At 64.9% G+C, this 17085-nt stretch carries 16 protein-coding genes; 9 read left to right on the top strand and 7 right to left on the bottom strand.

Going from position 1 to position 17085, the window contains the following annotated elements:
* The first annotated feature begins 70 nt into the window (after positions 1–70).
* From CHB86_RS20565 to CHB86_RS20535, 7 genes are all read left to right on the top strand, one after another.
* The gene (locus CHB86_RS20565; protein WP_176442960.1) at positions 71–1024 is read left to right on the top strand and encodes a LysR family transcriptional regulator; all 954 of its coding nucleotides are present in this window, start codon (positions 71–73) and stop codon (positions 1022–1024) included.
* A gap of 125 nt (positions 1025–1149) precedes the next feature.
* Positions 1150–2499: an extracellular solute-binding protein gene (locus CHB86_RS20560; RefSeq protein ID WP_089234996.1), complete on the top strand. Its 1350-nt coding sequence runs from the start codon at positions 1150–1152 to the stop codon at positions 2497–2499.
* A gap of 63 nt (positions 2500–2562) precedes the next feature.
* Positions 2563–3438: a carbohydrate ABC transporter permease gene (locus CHB86_RS20555; RefSeq protein WP_089234995.1), complete on the top strand. Its 876-nt coding sequence runs from the start codon at positions 2563–2565 to the stop codon at positions 3436–3438.
* Positions 3435–4265, top strand: coding sequence for a carbohydrate ABC transporter permease (locus tag CHB86_RS20550; protein WP_089234994.1), 831 nt, complete (start codon positions 3435–3437; stop codon positions 4263–4265). The genes CHB86_RS20555 and CHB86_RS20550 overlap by 4 nt, the downstream gene beginning before the upstream one ends.
* 9 nt (positions 4266–4274) lie before the next feature.
* A complete protein-coding gene (locus CHB86_RS20545) occupies positions 4275–5804 on the top strand; it encodes a sulfatase (protein WP_089234993.1) in 1530 nt (509 codons plus the stop codon).
* Positions 5801–6817: a DUF4432 family protein gene (locus tag CHB86_RS20540; protein WP_089234992.1), complete on the top strand. Its 1017-nt coding sequence runs from the start codon at positions 5801–5803 to the stop codon at positions 6815–6817. The genes CHB86_RS20545 and CHB86_RS20540 overlap by 4 nt, the downstream gene beginning before the upstream one ends.
* Complete coding sequence (locus tag CHB86_RS20535; protein WP_089234991.1) at positions 6804–7871, top strand: ABC transporter ATP-binding protein; 1068 nt, start codon at positions 6804–6806, stop codon at positions 7869–7871. The genes CHB86_RS20540 and CHB86_RS20535 overlap by 14 nt, the downstream gene beginning before the upstream one ends.
* Before the next feature lie 312 nt (positions 7872–8183).
* On the opposite strand, the gene CHB86_RS20530 is transcribed toward CHB86_RS20535, so the two are convergent.
* From CHB86_RS20530 to CHB86_RS20510, 5 genes are all read right to left on the bottom strand, one after another.
* Positions 8184–9035 (bottom strand): shikimate dehydrogenase family protein, encoded by an 852-nt coding sequence (locus tag CHB86_RS20530; RefSeq protein ID WP_089234990.1) that lies wholly within the window; start codon positions 9033–9035, stop codon positions 8184–8186.
* Positions 9036–9049: 14 nt separating this feature from the next.
* Entirely contained in the window at positions 9050–10345 is a 1296-nt protein-coding gene (locus CHB86_RS20525; RefSeq protein WP_089234989.1) for a TRAP transporter large permease, read from the bottom strand.
* Positions 10342–10938, bottom strand: a complete 597-nt coding sequence (locus CHB86_RS20520; RefSeq protein ID WP_089234988.1) for a TRAP transporter small permease — start codon at positions 10936–10938, stop codon at positions 10342–10344. Before CHB86_RS20520 ends, CHB86_RS20525 begins: the two co-directional genes overlap by 4 nt.
* A gap of 30 nt (positions 10939–10968) precedes the next feature.
* Positions 10969–11979, bottom strand: coding sequence for a TRAP transporter substrate-binding protein DctP (gene dctP / locus CHB86_RS20515; protein WP_089234987.1), 1011 nt, complete (start codon positions 11977–11979; stop codon positions 10969–10971).
* Between the two features lie 201 nt (positions 11980–12180).
* Positions 12181–12837 (bottom strand): GntR family transcriptional regulator, encoded by a 657-nt coding sequence (locus tag CHB86_RS20510; RefSeq protein ID WP_089234986.1) that lies wholly within the window; start codon positions 12835–12837, stop codon positions 12181–12183.
* A 138-nt stretch (positions 12838–12975) separates the two neighbouring features.
* Here CHB86_RS20510 and CHB86_RS20505 point away from each other — a divergent pair, with 138 nt between their 5' ends.
* On the top strand, positions 12976–13671 hold the full coding sequence (locus CHB86_RS20505; protein ID WP_089234985.1) for a GntR family transcriptional regulator: 696 nt from the start codon (positions 12976–12978) through the stop codon (positions 13669–13671).
* A 55-nt stretch (positions 13672–13726) separates the two neighbouring features.
* Positions 13727–14776, top strand: a complete 1050-nt coding sequence (locus tag CHB86_RS20500) for a Gfo/Idh/MocA family protein (protein WP_089234984.1) — start codon at positions 13727–13729, stop codon at positions 14774–14776.
* 65 nt (positions 14777–14841) lie between these two features.
* Here the strand turns inward: CHB86_RS20500 and CHB86_RS20495 are convergent, their stop codons facing one another.
* Positions 14842–15786, bottom strand: coding sequence for a dihydrodipicolinate synthase family protein (locus CHB86_RS20495; protein WP_089234983.1), 945 nt, complete (start codon positions 15784–15786; stop codon positions 14842–14844).
* A 271-nt stretch (positions 15787–16057) separates the two neighbouring features.
* Positions 16058–16969 carry a LysR family transcriptional regulator gene (locus CHB86_RS20490; RefSeq protein ID WP_176442959.1) on the bottom strand — a complete coding sequence of 304 codons (912 nt, stop codon included), beginning with the start codon at positions 16967–16969 and terminating at the stop codon, positions 16058–16060.
* Between the last annotated feature and the right edge of the window lie 116 nt (positions 16970–17085).

The raw sequence follows: 17085 nt of genomic DNA, 5'->3' as shown, positions 1-17085 counted from the left end.
GGAGCCGCATCGGTCTTTACCAGGGCAACGCCGGTGGCCTGAGCTTGCGAAAGCCGCCCGGTCGGGTTTCATGTGGACGAGACGCTATTGCTGGACCGTGCTTGTGCCGAATTCGACCATCGATCTCAGACTGCTGAACTACTTCCTGCGCACGGCGGAGTTGAGGAACATCTCCAAGGCCGCCGAAGCGCTGAACGTGGCCCAGCCCACGTTGTCCAAGGCGATCCAGCAGCTCGAGCACCAGCTCCAGGCCCGGGTCTTTCTGCGCACGGCGCATGGCGTCGAGGTGACGCCAATCGGTGAGCGCCTGCTGCGCCATGCGAAGCTCGTCTCGGCGCAGGTGTCCGACGCCGTCGAGGAGGTCGAGGCGATGCGCGACGGCTCGGCCGGCCAGGTGCGCGTCGGCGCGGGCCCTTCCTGGGTGCGCCGGAAACTGCCGGAAGCCGTCGCGGTCGCCCTCGCGGAACGGCCGGGCCTGCAGGTTTCGGTGTCAGGCGGTTTCGACGAAAGGCTGCTTCAGGGGCTCGAGGACGGGGCTCTGGATTTCGTCGTCGCCGAGAAGCCGCTTTCCGGCGGCGGGCAGATCTACGACTACGACCCGCTGACGGACGACGCGCTGATCGTCATCGGTCGCCCGCAACACCCGCTGGCAGGGCGCAAGGGCATTCCGCCGGAGGAGGCTCTGGCAGCGGACTGGGCGCTGCCGCCGCAACACACGCTGGCACGGCGCAAGCTGGACGGGCGGGTCATCAGTCTTGGCGAGGCCCCGCCCACGCCGCTGATCACCTCCAATTCGCAGACCTTCCTGCTGACCTTTGCGCATTTTCACGACGTACTTCTCTACACCACGCGGTCCGTACTGCAGATCCCGGAAGCCTGCGAGCTTGTCGAGGTCGATGTGCCCGAACTCGCCTCCTCACGCGCGGCCGGACTGATCTACCGCCGTCCGAAGCTGTTGACGCCGGCTGCAGCTTTCGTGGCGGAGACCCTGAAGGCTGTCTGTGCTGCCGAGCCGGTCAACTGAGGCATAGCCAATGGCTATGGAGTTCCAAAGTATTATCATTTCACGAATGGCTTCGGCCATGACAGTCTGAGATCACGTTCAAGGCGCGGAGGAGCGCCACACCGGCACTCTGTGGGAGGAAATCCATGATCAAGACACACCTTCTGGGTGAACGGCTTCGTTTTGCCGGCCTGCTGGCCGGGACGGCAATGGCGGCGGCGCTTGCGGCCCCGGCCCTGGCCGAAGAAGCTCCCATCACCATTGTCATCAACCAGTCGCCCTGGTTCCCCGGCTTCCAGGCCGTGGTGGAGCTATACGAGGAGACGACGGGAAACGCGGTCGAGCTTGACGTAAACCCCTTTGCCGGCTCGCTCGAGAAACAGCGCACCGCCGTGCGGACCGACGAGAGCCCCTTCGACCTGCTGATCATGAATGCCGGCTTCTACGTGGAGTTCTACAAGGGCGGCTTCATGCAGCCGCTGCAGGAAATCGATCCCGCGTTCGAGCTGTCCGAAGACATCTACGATTTCGACGAATCCGTCTGCTATGACGCGACCGCCGGAACCGTCACCTGCGAAGGCGATGGCAAGCTGATGGCCGTTCCGGTCAACCCCAACATCCTGATCCTGCACTACCGCGCCGATCTCTACGAGGAGAAGGGGCTGGAGGTGCCGAAGACCTGGGACGAGCTGTTTGCCAATGCCCAGATGTTCAACGACCCGCCGAAGATGTACGGCATCTCGCAGCGCGGTCATCGCGGGGCGTTCGACGTCACCTATGACGTCTTTCCCTATATCTGGAGCCATGGCGGGGGGATCTTCGCCGATCAGAAGGCCGGCGACTACACCATCACGATCAACAGCCCCGAGACGCTCGCGGGTATGGAGACCTATCTGAAGCTCGCCAACGAGGTCGGCCATCCCTCGACCGCCGGCCAGACCCAGACCAACGTGATTCAGAACATGGCCACCGGCAAGGCGGTGCACATCCAGTCGGTGCTGGCGCCGGGGCTCTTCGACGATCCGAACCAGTCCGCGGTGGTGAACAAGGTCAACTATGCCGCGACGCCCGCCTCCAAGGACTTTCCCGGCGCGACCCCGCTCGGCCATTGGCTCGCGGGCGTTCCCAGGAACGTGCCCGACGACCGAAAGGCGGCTGCGCTGGCCTTCCTGACCTGGTTCCAGACCGAGGAAGCACAGGAGGCCTATGCCCGCGCCGGTTCCGCCCCGGTCAGCCGCGCCGTGCTCGAAGGGCCGATGTCGGAGACGCAGGAATTCCGCTGGATGAAGGCGATGGCCGACGCCATCCCGACCGCCCGCGCGACCTTCCTGATCCCGGAGGCTTCCCAGGTCCTCGCCGTCACCGAACTGCGCTTCAACGAAGCCATCGGCGGCCAGATGGAATTGAAGGACGCGCTCAACACCGCGGCAAAGGAAATCGCCAGGATCATGGCCGACGCAGGCTATGATGCACCGATGCTCGAAGAGCTGAAGTGATCCTCCCCCGACCGCCTCGCGCGCCTTGCGCGGGGCGGTCACCCAGCCGCAGGAACCCTTCCCATGAAATCGGATACCTTCTGGCGTTATGCCACCCTGGCACCCGCCGTGATCCTCTTCGTCCTGCTGACGATACTGCCGCTGTTCAACCTGCTCGCTCTCAGCTTCCACGATGTCGAATGGCTGAACCGGGAGGCCGTCTGGGAATGGGTGGGGGGCCGCAACTACGCGAAACTGCCCGAGGATACGCTCTTCAACGCCGGCATCCTGAACACCATCATCTTCGCCGTGCTCGCGGTGGCCTTCCAGATGGTGCTCGGCTTCTGGCTGGCGCTGATGACCACCCGTGTCACCCGCCTGCGCGTTTTCTACCGAGCCGTCTTCATCCTGCCGATCCTTGTGCCGGGCATCATCATCGGCGCGATCTGGAAGCTGATGTATTCCTATGATTTCGGCGTCATCAACCAGGCTGTGGTGCTCTTCGGCGGCAATCCGGTCGATTGGCTCGGAAACCCCAGGCTCGCGCTGATGAGCGTCATCATCGTCGATGTCTGGCACTGGACGCCGTTCTGCTTCCTGCTGATGCTCGCCTCGCTCGAGAGCCTGCCGCAGGACATTTTCGAGGCCGCGGAGATCGACGGCGCCTCCAAGGGGCAGGTGCTGCGCTACATCATCCTGCCGCTGATGATGCCCGCGATCATCGTGACGTTCATCTTCCGCATGATCCTCGCCTTCAAGGTCTTCGACGAGATCTACCTGCTGACAGGCGGCGGACCGGGCACCTCGACCGAGGTGATCTCCTTCACCATCTACCGGCGTTTCTTCACCGAGGACCAGTCCGGCTACGGCTCCGCCATGTCGCTCGCCACCATCGCGGTGATCGCCACGATGATCATCCTCGCCTCGCGCTTTGCCACGAAGAAAGGACCGGACGCATGATCGAACATTCCCGCACCGGCCCCGTCCTGCGCCATGCCGTGCTGATCGGTTTCGCGCTGATCGTGCTCTTCCCCTTCGTCTGGATCGTCATGGCGAGCTTCAAGACGCAGATCGCGCTGCTCATGGGGCAGTGGCGCTTTGCCCCGACGCTCTTCAGCTACGACTCCGTGATCAACGGCAAGACCTCGGACTTCGTCACCAATTTCAAGAACTCCAGCATCATCGCGATCGCCTCGACCACCATCGTGCTCTCCGTCGCCACGCTCGCGGCCTTCTCGCTCTATCGGTTGCAATGGGCGGACTGGGTGCTGCGGGTGCTGCTCGCCTGGTCGGTGATCTTTCACATGGTGCCGCCGATCACGCTCGCGGGGGCATGGTACACGATGTTCCGCTCCGTCGGGCTCGACAACACCTATGCCGGTATCATCCTCGCCCATACGACCATCAACCTGCCGATGGCTCTGTGGATGATGGGGGTCTTCATCCGCGACGTGCCCAAGGAACTGGTCGAGGCTGCCCAGATCGATGGCGCGCGGACGCCCAAGGTGCTGCGCTACGTGGTCATTCCCATCGTCCGCCCCGGCCTCGCCGCCACCGGCATCCTCTGCTTCATCTTTTCTTGGAACGAGTTCCCCGTGGCCCTCACGCTGAGCCAGCGCGCCACTGCCACCGTACCGCTCGGCATCGGCAAATACGCCCAGGAAAACACCATCGCCTATACCGAGATGGCCGCCGCCTCGACCCTCTCGATCATCCCCGCCTTTATCCTCCTGATCGTCGCCCAACGCTTCATCGTCCGCGGGCTGACCTCGGGTGCGGTCAAGTAGGAGCCGTTCATGCGTACCGTCTTTCTCCTGTTCGACAGCCTCAACCGTCACATGCTCTCGCCCTATGGCGGTAGCGCACTCCCGACGCCGAATTTCGAGCGGCTGGCCGCCCGCAGCGCGACCTTCGAAAAGCACTACGTCGGTTCCATGCCCTGCATGCCGGCGCGGCGGGACATCCTGACCGGACGGCTCGGTTTCCTGCATCGGAGCTGGGGGCCGGTGGAGCCCTTCGACACCTGTTTCACCGAGGAACTGCTGGAGCAGAAAGGCACCTACAGCCACCTGGCCACCGACCATTTCCACTACTGGGAAGACGGCGGAGCGACCTATCACACCCGGTACGACAGCTGCGACCTGATCCGTGGGCAGGAGGGTGATGGCTGGGTGGGCGTGGCCAATCCGGACTGGGCGGGGCTGCGGGCCGCCTTCCACGAAAAGCAGTATTCGGAGCGCCCACGCTCCTATGCGCGCATGAACATGATGAACCGCACGCGTATCCGCGCGGAGGAGGATTTCCCCTCGCACAGGACAGTGCAGGCCGGGCTTGAATTCATCGAACGCAACAAGGGGGGCGACAACTGGTTCCTGCAGATCGAGTGCTTCGATCCGCACGAGCCGTTCCAGGCGCCCGACCGTTTCAAGGAGCCATTCCGCACCGGCTGGAACGGACCCGTCCGCGACTGGCCGCCCTACGACCGGTTGGGCGCGACGGACCCGGAAGAGGCCGCGGAGCTGCGGGCGAACTACGTCGCGAGCCTCGCGCATTGCGACGCCCTGCTCGGGCAGGTGCTCGACGCCTTCGACGCCGACGACCTCTGGGCCGACACGGCGCTGGTCGTCACCACCGATCACGGCTTCCTTCTGGGCGAGCATGACTGGTGGGCAAAGAACCGGATGAACCTCTACGAGGAACTCGCGCATATCCCGCTCTTCCTGCACGACCCGCGCAATCCGCGCCCCGGCGCGCGCATCGACGCGCTGACCCAGACGCCGGATCTCTGCCGCACCTTCATGGACCTGTTCGACGCGGAGCCGGCGGCGCAGATGCAAGGCCTGTCGCTACTCCCGATGCTCAGCGGCGCGCCGGGCCACGAGGCCGTGCTCTTCGGCTTCTACGGCGGCGCAGCCAACGTGACGGACGGGCGCTACACCTATTTCCGCTACCCGGAGGACCTGCGGACACAGGAACTCTACCAGTACACGCTGATGCCCACCCACATCTTCGATTTCTTTGCCGATGCGGAACTGGAGCAGGCCGAGCTGTCGCCGCCGCTGTCGTTTACCCGCAACATGCCCGTCCTTCGCGTGCCGGTGCATGAAAGCGCGGTGATGCATGGCGCCTACGGGCCGGGCAGCATGCAGGAGACGCGGACGGTTCTTTATGATCTCGCCACCGATCCGGACCAGGCGACGCCGCTCGCCGATCCGGAGGCGGAACGGCGGTTGAGCGGGTTGCTTGCCGGGTTGATGGCCGAAGTCGACGCCCCGCCCGAAGCCTTCCGGCGGCTGCGGCTGGCGCGCCCGGAGCACGCGGCATGATCCCGGGTCCTGCGCCCAATGTACGCGCGCGCCTGGCCGAGCTGACCGGGGACCGCCGGCAACTCGCCGCCGTGCGCCGCATGACGCTCGATGACGGCCCGGCGCGCGGACAGCGCGTGCTGGCCTTCTCAACCGGCGGCGGGCTGGATTTCTGGGTGCTGGCAGACCGGACGATGGATATCGGCCCGCTCTGGTTCCACGGGATGCCGGTGGCCTGGCAGCACCCTGCGGGAACTCTCGCGCCGCAGTTCCACGACTCGCGCCGCGATGGCGGAACCGGCGTCGAACGCGCCCTGACCGGCTTCCTGCTGACCGGCGGTCTGGACAACGTCCGCCAGCCGCGGGACGGGATGCCGCTGCATGGCACCCTGCCGCTGACGCCGGCCCGCGTCACCTGTCATGGCGAGGACTGGAACGCCCCCTCGCCGCTGCTCTTTGCCGAAGGCGAGGCGGTCACCGCGCATCTGAGCGGGCCGTCTTTTTCGCTCACCCGCAGGATCGAGGCGCCGATCGGTGGAACGTCCCTGCGTCTGACCGATTGCGTGGAGAACATCGGCCCGGAACCCGCGGCCTTCCGCATCCTCTACCATACCAATTTCGGCTTCCCTGCCGTCGGCGCCGGCACGAAACTCACGCTGGACGGGGAGGACGTGCTGTTGCACGAGCCCCCGTGCGAAGGGCGCCACGCAGGGCTGGCTCCGGCGCGGAGCTTTCCCGCGCGACACGACCGGTTTCGCGCCACGCTCGAACGCCCGGCTGCCGGCCAGTGGTCCGGCCTCACGATCTCCGTCGAAGGTGACAGCACAGCGCTGCCTTTTGTCCAGTTCTGGTCCGACCCTCGTCCTCGCCGCAACATCGTCGCCATCGAGCCGGTGAATTGCGACCGCAACCCCGATGGGACAAGCGCCCCCGGCATGACGCTCGAACCGGGCGAGAGCTGGACCTCCACCCTCAGCTACGGCTTCGCGTCGCCAGACGCGGGCAGAAAAGGAGCCACACATGGCAACGGTTGAACTGAAAGGCGTTTCCAAGCGGTTTGGCGCAGTCGAGGTCATCCATTCGGTCGACCTGTCGATCCGCGAAGGCGAGTTCCTGGTGCTCGTCGGCCCCTCGGGCTGTGGCAAGTCAACCTTGCTGCGGATGATTTCCGGCCTGGAGACGATCTCTTCCGGGGACCTCTTCATCGGCGGGAAGCGGGTGAACGACGTGCCCGCGCGGGATCGCGGCATCTCGATGGTGTTCCAGTCCTACGCGCTCTACCCGCACATGACCTCCGCGCAGAACATGAGCTTTGCCCTGAAGCTCGCCGGAAAGAGCCCGGATGAGCAGGCCGAGCGCATCAAGCCGGCCGCGGGCGTGCTGGGGCTGGGCGATTATCTGGACCGGTTCCCGCGGGAACTCTCGGGCGGTCAGCGGCAGCGGGTCGCCATGGGACGGGCCATCGTGCGCGAGCCGGAAGTGTTCCTGTTCGACGAACCGCTCTCCAATCTCGACGCCAAGCTGCGCGTGCGCATGAGGGCCGAGCTGAAGGAACTGCACCAGAAGCTCAAGACCACCACGGTCTACGTCACCCACGACCAGATCGAGGCGATGACGCTGGCCGACCGGATCGTCGTTCTGCGCGACGGCGTGATCGAGCAGGTCGGCGCGCCGCTGGAGCTCTACGACAACCCGGCGAACCGGTTTGTCGGCTCCTTCCTCGGCTCCCCGGCGATGAATTTCTTCGAGCTGTCCATTCCGGACGGAACGCCCGACCGGGCGAGGTTCGCGGATGGCGACTCGTTGCAGCTCCCGCGGGAGCTCGGGGGAAGATCGTCGGTGACGGTCGGGGTTCGGCCGGAATCTCTGGAGCTGGTCTCGGAGGCCGGCGACGGGACGATCTCGGCGGAGGTTGCGGTGATCGAGCCGACCGGGTCGGAGACGGAGCTGTTCCTCCGCAAGGGCAAGGACCAGATCATCGCCAGTTTCCGCGACCGGATCGATGTCCGCCCGGGCGAGATCGTCCACCTCGAGGCAAACCCGGCGAAGTACCACCTCTTCGACACCACGACAGAACTCGCAATCTGACCGGGGCAAATGACCACTGCGGAGCGCGGGGTGGGGGATTGGAAGAGTGCCCGTCTCGCATCGAAGTGCCGCCTGCCGAAGGCAGCACATCGTTGAGCTACTCCCTCGTCCTTGGGCGGATGGTGCGAAGGATTGGTCTGTCCTTTCCGGTCGGCCGAGATCTGGGTGGGGTAGCCAACGGCGGGCGGCCGTCCGCCATAGCAGCGCCACACCCGTTCAGTTCTGCTGTGAGTAGCAACAAGGTCCGGTGTCTCTCGGCAGTTGGCATTCCGCAGAACGCTGCGGCTTGCCGGGACGCAGAGAGGTCGTGGGTCATGTTTGCGCGTTGATCTGGCGGTGCTGGTCTTCGGCGAGGCGCTTGCGCAAGGCGGCGTGGTCCGGAACCGCAACCCCGGTGAAGATCTCGAAGGCATCCACGCCCTGGTAGTAGTAGAGTTCGTAGCCAGAGAGGAACGCGGCGCCGGCCGCTTCGGCCTGTGCCTTGAACGGCGTATCGACCGGCGTGTAGACGGCGTCGAACGCCCATCGCGCGGCAGGAAAAGCACCTTCGGGAACGGGCGTGCCGCCATAGCCGACCATTCCGAGCGGCGTCGAGTTGACGACGCCATCGACCCCCGCAAGGTCTGCGAGCGCCCCGGCCCGCGCCACAGCTTCGCCGCCCGAATTGACGTTCCGGGCCAGCGTTTCCGCCTTCTGCCGGTCAGTTTCGATCAGGATGATCTCGCGTGCACCGAGCCGCTTGAGCGCGAAGGCGATCGCCTTGCCGACGCCGCCAGCCCCGAACATCGCGACCCTTCCCGGCTCTGCCGTGTCGAAGCTGTTACGCCAGGCGCTCATGAATCCGGTGAAATCGGTGTTCTGGCCCTTGGCACCCTCCTGCGTGAAGAGGACGGTGTTGACCGAGCCGATGCGCGCGATGTCCGGATCCTCGATGCTCACCTTGGCTACGACGCGCTCCTTGTAGGGCAGGGTGACGTTGATGCCATCGAGCCCGTTCCGGCGGAGGTGATCGAACACCTCGTCGAACTCCATCCCCATCTCCTTCGGGATGAACAGGTCGTAGCTGACGTCCAGCCCCGTCATCTCTCCGCAGTGGCGGTGGAGGGCGGGCGCGCGCGAGGCCTTGATGTTGTCGCCGATCAGTCCGAGGCGGATGCGTTTCATGATCTCTGGTCCGGCTAGCCCTGGTATCCGAGTTGTCGCGGCAGGAAGAGCACCACTTCCGGCACCAGGATGAGGATCAGCAGGGCAACGATCAGCAACAGGAGGAAGGGAATGACCTCGCGAATGATCTCGCCCAGCGGGATGTGGGTGACCGCGTTGATCACGAACAGAAGGATGCCGTAGGGCGGCGTGATCAGGCCAATCATGCAGTTGACGACCGCCACCACGCCGAAGTGCACAAGGTCGATCCCGAGCTCCCGGCAGGTGGGCAGAAACAGCGGGATGATGACAAGGATGATCGTGGTGGCGTCGAGGACGCAGCCGAGGAGCAGGATCAGGATGTTGACGCCGATGAGGAACACGATCGGCGAAACGTCGAGATCCAGCAGCGCACCGGCCATCATGTTGGGGATGTTTTCCGAGGCGACGATAAAGTTCAGGATCAGCGCGCCGCCGATCACCAGGCCGACCGCGGCCGAGGAGCGGGCGCTTTCGACAAGGATCCGGTAGAAGGCCTTGAGCGACAGGGCGCGGTAGAAGAAGGCCGCCAGCAGGAGAGCATAGAAGGCCGCGACGGCCGCGGCTTCCGTCGGCGTGGTGACGCCGCCATAGATCCCGTAGAGCAAGATCGCAGGCATAAGCAGCGCCGGGAAGGCGTTGACCGTGAGTGCGGGCAGATCCTTCAGCGGAACGGGGTCCTCCATTCCGAACTGCCGCCGGCTGGCGATGAAGTAGTTCATCCCCATGAGCACCACGCCCATCAGCAGACCGGGAAGGATGCCGCCGAGGAACAGGTAGCCGATCGACGTGTTGGAAACGAGCGCGTAGAGCACCATCGGGATGGACGGCGGGATGATCGGACCGATCGTCGCGGAGGCCGCGGTGATCGCGGCGGCGTAGCCGCGCGTGTAGTGGCCGGACTTGGTCATCATATCGATGATGATCTTTCCGATGCCCGCGGCGTCGGCCACCGCGGATCCGGACATGCCGGAGAAGATCAGCGAGGCGACGACGTTCACATGCCCGAGCCCGCCCCGGAAGCGCCCCACGAGGCCGATGCAGAACCGCAGCAGGCGGTCGCTGATCGTGCCCGCGTTCATGATGTTGGCGGCAACGATGAAGAGCGGCACCGCGAGCAGGATGAAGCTCTGGTAGAGGCCGTCCATCAGCTGTTTGCCGGCGATCCCGATGCTCTGGCCCGAGGCGAACAGGTAGACGATGGACGCCACGAGGATCGAGTAGGCAACGGGCGTTCCGATCCCCGCGAGGAAGAAGAGCGTGAGAATGCAGGCGGCGAATTCGAAGCTCATTTGGGATCCGCCGTCTGGAATTCTTCGTCGGTTTCCTCAGCAATCTCGGCGTAGTGATGCAGGTCCGCCTCGGCGCCGTTTCGGTACGCGTTGATCGCGCGCCAGCCATACCGAAGCGCCACGATCACGAGGAAGGCGATGTAGATCGAGTAGATGCCGCGCATCTTCAGGTCAGGGCCGAAGAGCTGGTCGAGCGTGGCCGTGCTCTTCAGTCTCAGGATTGCGAAGCGGCTCCACGTCGGCTCGATCGACGCGAGCAACGCCACGCAGACGGCCACGCCCGAGATGATGGCGAACCACTTCCGCACATTCGGCGCGACGTGGGTGTAGAGGATATCGAAGGTCACGTGATCCCGCTGGCGAACGATGAAGGCATTGCCCCAGAACACGATCCAGACCCACATCAGCAGGCAGAATTCCAGCGTCCAGCCATACCGGTCCGGAGCGAGGAAGGGCACGGCTTCACCGATCCACGAGAGGCGTGCGGTGTAACGGATGGTGATCTGGATGATGAAAGTGGCGAACATAGCGGCCATCAGGATGGCCGCCACGAATTCGGTCGCACGGGAGAACCAACGGGTTATGGTGCCCATGTCTCTCTCCTCCCGTGCAGATGTCTGGCGTCAGTTGCCGAGCGCGTTGATCTTGTCCAGAACGCCTTCCGGCCAGGTCGCGGCATAATCGCTCTCGAGGTACATCTTCTGCACCTGCTCGCGGAAAGCGGCTACGTCGGGCTCGTAGACTTCAAGGCCCTGCTCTTCGAGGAAGGCGACGAGTTCCTCTTCCTTCTTGAGCTGGTTCTCGCGGCCGAAATCGGCGGCTGCGTCAGCGGCGGCCTGCACCTTTTCCTGCTGCTCGGGCGTCATGGCGTCCCAGGCGGCCTTGGAGAGCGCGATGTAGTTGAGGTCGACAAGGTGCGACGTCAGCACGATCTGCTTGGTCACCTCATAGAACTTCGCGTCGACGACCGTCGGCAGCGGGTTGTCCTGGCCATCGACCGAGCCGGTCGAGAGCGCGGTATAGACCTCGGTGAACGCCATCGGTGTCGGGTTGGCGCCGAGCGCCTTGCCGAGGAATTGCCAGGCGTCCGTACCGGGCATCCGCAGGTTCACACCGGCGAGATCGGCCGGGGTCATGACGGTCCGCTCTTCCTTGGGCTGCCGCAGGTTTACCTGCCGGCGGCCGAGGTACATCACGGACAGCAGCTTGACGCCCAACTCGTCCTCGACCTTCTTCTTGAACGGGTCCATCAGCGGATCGTTGAACACGGCGACCTGGTGCGCGGCGTCCTGGTGCACGTACCCGGCGGTGAAGATGGAAAACTCCGGGAAGAACGTCGCCAGTTCCTGCGCCGAGGTGATCGACATCTCGAGATCGCCGGACGCGATCGCCTCGAGCTCGGTTCCCTGGGCATAGAGGGTTCCGTTCCAATGCGGTTCGAACTCGGCGAAGTCGGCGACCATCGGGCCGAACTTCTCGAGCATGGCGACCGAGCGCTGGTCGGTCTCCGACTGGACCGCCGAAAGGCGCAGCTTGACCTTGTCCTGGGCAAGAGCTCCGGTTCCGAACGACGTTGCGACGGCGACGGCAGCAGCAGTCGCCAGGAATCCGCGGCGTGCAAGTTTCATGGGCATTGTTCTCCTCCAAATCCTCCCTGGGCCCCTCGTTGAGAGGTGACACATCGTCAACCCTTGCACATGCGCCGAAAAAATCAACCGACTCATCCCGCATTTGTGAGAAATTCATCGAATTGCGAACTGATGGAGGATAATCGATTTTGATGCGCGGGCGTGGCGGGGGCGCAGAGTTCTTCGCGGGAAGCTGCTTCGCGGCGGTCAAAGACGCATAAGCGAGAGTGCGTGTTCGACGCCGCCGCTGATGTGAGCCCTGAGCATTTTCTGGGCTGCTGCGGCGTCGTGCGCCAGGGCGGCGTCGAGCAGCCCCCGATGCTCGCTCGCCGCGACTTCTCCTCGGTAGCTGAGGAACTGCATCTGGTAGCGGAGGTACTTGTCGAAGACCGTTCCGTGCAGGGCACGCAGCTCTGCCGACCCGCAGGCTGCGATCAGGGACTGGTGGAATTCCCAGTCATAGCGCTTCCAGGCCTCGATGACGGAGGCATCCCCCTCCGCACGGCGTTTTTCCATGCGCTCCAGCTTGTGATATGCCGATATGACACCGGCTTCCCAGTTGGTGTCGCCCGCTGCGAGGGATTGCTCGAGGGCATGATTTTCCAGAAGGATCCGCAGATCGGCGATCTCGCGCAGCCCGGCTTCCGACATCGGCGCCACGAAGAAGCCCCGCTGCTCGCGGGCTTCCACGAAGCCCTCGGAGGCCAGGCGATTAAGCACCTCGCGCAGGGTCGAGACCGAGGTGCCATAGCGGCTCCGCAGGTCCGTGGTCTTCAGTTTCTCGCCGGGCTCCAGGCGACCGAACACGATATCGCTTCGGATTTCGCCGTAGAGGGACTGGCCGGATGCGCGTTGCTGTTCCATGGGGGCGGGTCGATTGTCCTTTGTGCGCAGGTTGACGGCTTTGCAGCGGTGCCACAACCCAAAAGGAGACCGAAGCCTTGATCGAAATCGATTTTTGCCGCAGTAGTTGACGTAACAGGCAAAGGTGGAAGCGCAAGCATGAATTCCGAGGTTTCCCGGTCGGGCTCCAAACCGACACGCGCCAGCAACGTCTCGACCGCGCTGAAGCGGGCGATTCTCGAGGGGCGCCTGGAGCCGGGAGAGAAGGTGAACCTCGACCGGCTGCGCTCGGAACATGGCGTTTCGCTCTCACCCATGCGCGAGGCGATCTCCCGCCTTGTCGCCGACTGGCTCGTGGTTTTCGAGGACCAGCGCGGATACCGCATCGCCCCGATCTCGGCCGAGAACCTCGCGGAGGTGACGCGGATGCGCGCGGACATGGAGGCGCTCGCACTGGGCCGGGCCATCGCTGTCGCGGATCTGGAATGGGAAAGCCGGGTCATGGCCGACCAGCACCGCCTGTCCCGCGCATCGGATGACGACAGCGCGCAGGCCGCCATGCGTCTGCATTCCACGCTGATCGAGGGCTGCGGCATGCCGATGTTGCAGGAGGTCAGCGCGCGGCTCGCCGATCTGCATCGCCGCTACGGCGCGATCCTCGGTCATGTGCCGGCTGACGCCGAACGGGAGGCCCTTGGAGCGGTTGCGACCTCGGCGGTTGCGCGCGATGCCGAGCTGGCGCCCGCAATGTTGCGCCGGCACATCGAGCGGCACGGCGCCGCTCTGGCTGCGCGGCTGCCTGCGACGTCGAAGAGGCAAGGTGCGGAGGGGGGCCGCACGAGGGGAGAGGACTGACGAAACGAATGAGCACGTTGAAAGGCAGTTTCCCGCGGATCGAGGGGCTTGCGCCATGAGCGGCGGCGTCCGGATAGCGGTGATCGGCGCCGGGCTGATCGGGCATCGGCATATTGCTGCGGTTCGCCATGCGAAGGGGGTGGAGCTTGCGGGCTTCGTCGAGCCGGATGAGGCGACCCGGTCGCGGGGCGAGGCAACGGGCGCGCCGGGGTTCGAGACGTTGGGGGGGCTGCTTGCATCCGGTGGAGCGGACGGTGTGATCGTGGCCGTGCCCAACCAGCTCCACGAGGTCGTCGCCTCGGAATGCGTCGATGCCGGGCTTCCGGTGCTGGTCGAGAAGCCGCTCACGGACGATATCGCGTCCGGCGAAAGGCTTCTGCGCAAGGCGCGCGTGGCAGGCATTCCGGTCCTGACCGGGCATCATCGGCGGCACAATCCCCTGATCCGCAAGGCGCTGGAGATCGTGCAAGGCGGCGAGCTCGGTGAGCTGTCGACGGTGCAGGCACAGACCTGGTTTCTGAAGCCGGATCGGTACTTCGATGTCGGCTGGCGTCGGAAGAAGGGGGCGGGGCCGGTCTATCTGAACCTGATCCACGATATAGACCTGCTGCAGGCCTTTTGCGGTCCGGTTGCAACCGTCCACGCGATGGAGTCGAACGCCGTTCGCGGCTATGAGGTCGAGGAGACCGCCGTCATCCTGCTGCGCTTCGCGAGTGGACTGCTTGGCACGGTCAACGTGTCGGATGCCGCGGCCGCGCCTTGGAGCTGGGAACTGACTGCGCGGGAGAACGCCCATTACCCGGCGACGGCCGAGAATTGCTATTGGCTCGGCGGAACGCGCGGCTCGCTCGCGCTCCCGAACCTCGCCGTCTGGCGGCATCAGGACGACAACGGATGGTGGGGGCCGATCGGCTTCACCAAGCCGATCTTCTCGTTCGAGGATCCGCTCGTGCTCCAGGTGGAGCAGTTCGCGGCCGTAATCCGCGGCGACGAGGCGCCGCTGGTCAGCGGTGAGGACGGGCTTTCCGCTTTGCGGGTCATCGAAGCGGTCAAGCTCTCGGCGGCAAGCGGCCAGAGCGTCGACGTGGCACGCCCCCATAGCTGACGGCCATCTGGGGGCCGTTCGGGGAGGGGCGCGTCGTCGCTCTCCTGTGGCTATCCGGCTCGGCGCTAGGTCGCGGGCGGTTTGAGCGCGGCGATCTTGTTGCGATAGAGCGAGATACCTTCCTCGATGCGTTCGAGGTTCGCCTCGAGCGCCCAGAACCGTTCGCGGATGTCATAGGTTACGGCACGGGAATGGGTGCTCGCGAAGGTGCCGAGCCGCTGGTGATAGAGCTTGGTGATCTTCGGGTGTCCCATTGGTTCGGTGAGCGCGGCCAGCGCCAGGAACACGCTCAACTCCTCGGCCAACGCCGGATGCGCGGCGCCGTGGTCCTGTAGCCACCTGTAGAGGTCGGGGTGGAAGTTGTTGAACACGCCACAAAACCCACCGCCGCCGGCCTGCATCGCAGGCCAGGCGATCGCGGCATTGGCGTTGTTGATCCGAAGCGGCGTTCCCTTCGTGAGCGACACACGGCGTTTGATCACGTCGAGATCGCAGGAGACGTCCTTGAGAATGCCGAAACGTCCGGTATCGGCGCAATACTTGATCTCGTCGTCGGTGAGCAGGCGGCGGTAGGGGGCGGGGCATTCGTAGAGGCCGAGGGTCAGATCGCCCGGCAGGTGGCCGAGCAGCGCGTCGAGGTGGCTGCGCAGCGCGGCGGCGTCCTCGTCCTGTGCCGCGAGCCGGTTGGTCACAAGCACCAGCCCGTCGATGCCGGTGGCAGCGATCGCCGACAGCTCCTCCTTCTGGCCGTCAAGGTCCCCGGCGATGTGGCCGGAGGCAATCACCGGAACGCGGCCATCGACCAGCTCGACGGTAAAACGCGCCAGCTCCACCCGCTCCTCGAGCGACAGGAAATACATTTCCGAGGACTGGCAGACAGCGAAGAGCGCCTCCGAACCATGCGCGAGATACCATTCGACGAGCGCGGCGTATCCGTCCCAGTCGATCCGGTCGTCATCCGTCATCGGGGTGATCATGACCGGAACGATTCCATCAAGAGTGGCAGTCATTCCCGCTGTGTCCTTCCTGAAAATGCCGCAGCATGGCCCTCCGACCGGCAGGTGGGACTCATGTGCGATGGAAGGCGATCATATCCGGCTTTCGGTGACTTTGAACAAGGGCGTTCGAACTTTTGACCGTCCGGGTCGATCCGGGTAGCGGTGACCATGCCATGGGAGCGCCGGGACCATGTCTTCGTTTCGGGAGATCAGGCAGCCAGTTGCCGGCCTGCGGCTGGAGGAGGGGCTGGCGCACGAGGGTCACGCGATTGCCTTGCGCGGGTCAGGTGGGGTCCCGCCGGGACGCGACGAGGCTCATCTCCAGTCGCAGGAACTCGATCAGCGCGTCGGCAAAGATCGAGCGCGGTTCGTCGGCGTTGAGCGCGGCGTAGGCCCGGTAGGCCGTCGGCTCCGCGACGGGGCGGATCTCGATACCGGGGTGGCGTGACGGTCCTGCGAGTGACAGCTCGTCCAGCAGAGCAACGCCCAACCCTTGCGCAACCAGCGTGGCGATCATCTGGCCGGTGCGCGCCATCACCGTGTATTCGACGTCGAGGCCATTCTGACGGAACGGCTCGTAGAGGATGCGGCCATAGGGGTCCTCGGGGTCGACGCCGAGCAGCGGCTCCGACACCATCGACTGCAGCGACACGACGCGCTGCTCGGCCAGCCGGTGCCCCTTGGGAACGATCGCCATGAGCCGGCCACTGTAGAGCGGCTGCATGAGCAGGCCCGGGTGGTCGAGCTTGTAGCTCAGCGCCGCCACCTCGCCGCGGCGCAGGAGCAGGTAGTCGATCGCCTCCTCGATCTTGATGGTGTTGAGGCTCAGCCGAAGGTCCGGGAAGCGTCGCCGCAGCCGGCCGACCGCCGCCGGAAAGGCGTGATGCGCGATCGAGGGGACGGCCGCGAAGGCAGCGACACGCCCGGCTCCGGCCTTCAGCGATTCAATGGAGTATTGCAGGTTCTCGACCGAATGGAACACCGCCGAGACCTGCGCGAAGATATCCCGCGCCTCGTCGGTCGGCACGTAGCGGCCGTGGGTCCGCGAGAATAGGCGGAGGCCGAGCTGGCTTTCTGTGTGTTTCATGATCCGGCTGATGCCGGGGGCCGACACGCCGAGAAGTTCGGCCGCACCCTTCACCGTTCCCGCCACGGTGATCGCACGGATCACTTCGATCTGCCTGAGTGTGAGCATGGGCCCTCGCTTCGATAAAATTAACATCATGTTTGCCGAAGCGCAAATATCGGTATTCGGTATTCCGTTCTGCCGCCCTTAACCTCGTGTCGGGAGCAGGCACGGCGTGCTGCGCG

Source organism: Tropicimonas sediminicola (assembly GCF_900188335.1).
GTDB classification, from domain to species: Bacteria; Pseudomonadota; Alphaproteobacteria; order Rhodobacterales; family Rhodobacteraceae; genus Tropicimonas; species Tropicimonas sediminicola.
This window is presented reverse-complemented; position numbering and strand designations above follow the sequence as displayed.

Coding starts and splice junctions, on each gene's coding strand:
- CHB86_RS20565 (WP_176442960.1), top strand. CDS start 71: ATGTGGACGAGACGCTATTGCTGGACCGTGCTTGTGCCGAATTCGACC.
- CHB86_RS20560 (WP_089234996.1), top strand. CDS start 1,150: ATGATCAAGACACACCTTCTGGGTGAACGGCTTCGTTTTGCCGGCCTG.
- CHB86_RS20555 (WP_089234995.1), top strand. CDS start 2,563: ATGAAATCGGATACCTTCTGGCGTTATGCCACCCTGGCACCCGCCGTG.
- CHB86_RS20550 (WP_089234994.1), top strand. CDS start 3,435: ATGATCGAACATTCCCGCACCGGCCCCGTCCTGCGCCATGCCGTGCTG.
- CHB86_RS20545 (WP_089234993.1), top strand. CDS start 4,275: ATGCGTACCGTCTTTCTCCTGTTCGACAGCCTCAACCGTCACATGCTC.
- CHB86_RS20540 (WP_089234992.1), top strand. CDS start 5,801: ATGATCCCGGGTCCTGCGCCCAATGTACGCGCGCGCCTGGCCGAGCTG.
- CHB86_RS20535 (WP_089234991.1), top strand. CDS start 6,804: ATGGCAACGGTTGAACTGAAAGGCGTTTCCAAGCGGTTTGGCGCAGTC.
- CHB86_RS20530 (WP_089234990.1), bottom strand. CDS start 9,035: ATGAAACGCATCCGCCTCGGACTGATCGGCGACAACATCAAGGCCTCG.
- CHB86_RS20525 (WP_089234989.1), bottom strand. CDS start 10,345: ATGAGCTTCGAATTCGCCGCCTGCATTCTCACGCTCTTCTTCCTCGCG.
- CHB86_RS20520 (WP_089234988.1), bottom strand. CDS start 10,938: ATGGGCACCATAACCCGTTGGTTCTCCCGTGCGACCGAATTCGTGGCG.
- dctP (WP_089234987.1), bottom strand. CDS start 11,979: ATGCCCATGAAACTTGCACGCCGCGGATTCCTGGCGACTGCTGCTGCC.
- CHB86_RS20510 (WP_089234986.1), bottom strand. CDS start 12,837: ATGGAACAGCAACGCGCATCCGGCCAGTCCCTCTACGGCGAAATCCGA.
- CHB86_RS20505 (WP_089234985.1), top strand. CDS start 12,976: ATGAATTCCGAGGTTTCCCGGTCGGGCTCCAAACCGACACGCGCCAGC.
- CHB86_RS20500 (WP_089234984.1), top strand. CDS start 13,727: ATGAGCGGCGGCGTCCGGATAGCGGTGATCGGCGCCGGGCTGATCGGG.
- CHB86_RS20495 (WP_089234983.1), bottom strand. CDS start 15,786: ATGACTGCCACTCTTGATGGAATCGTTCCGGTCATGATCACCCCGATG.
- CHB86_RS20490 (WP_176442959.1), bottom strand. CDS start 16,969: ATGCTCACACTCAGGCAGATCGAAGTGATCCGTGCGATCACCGTGGCG.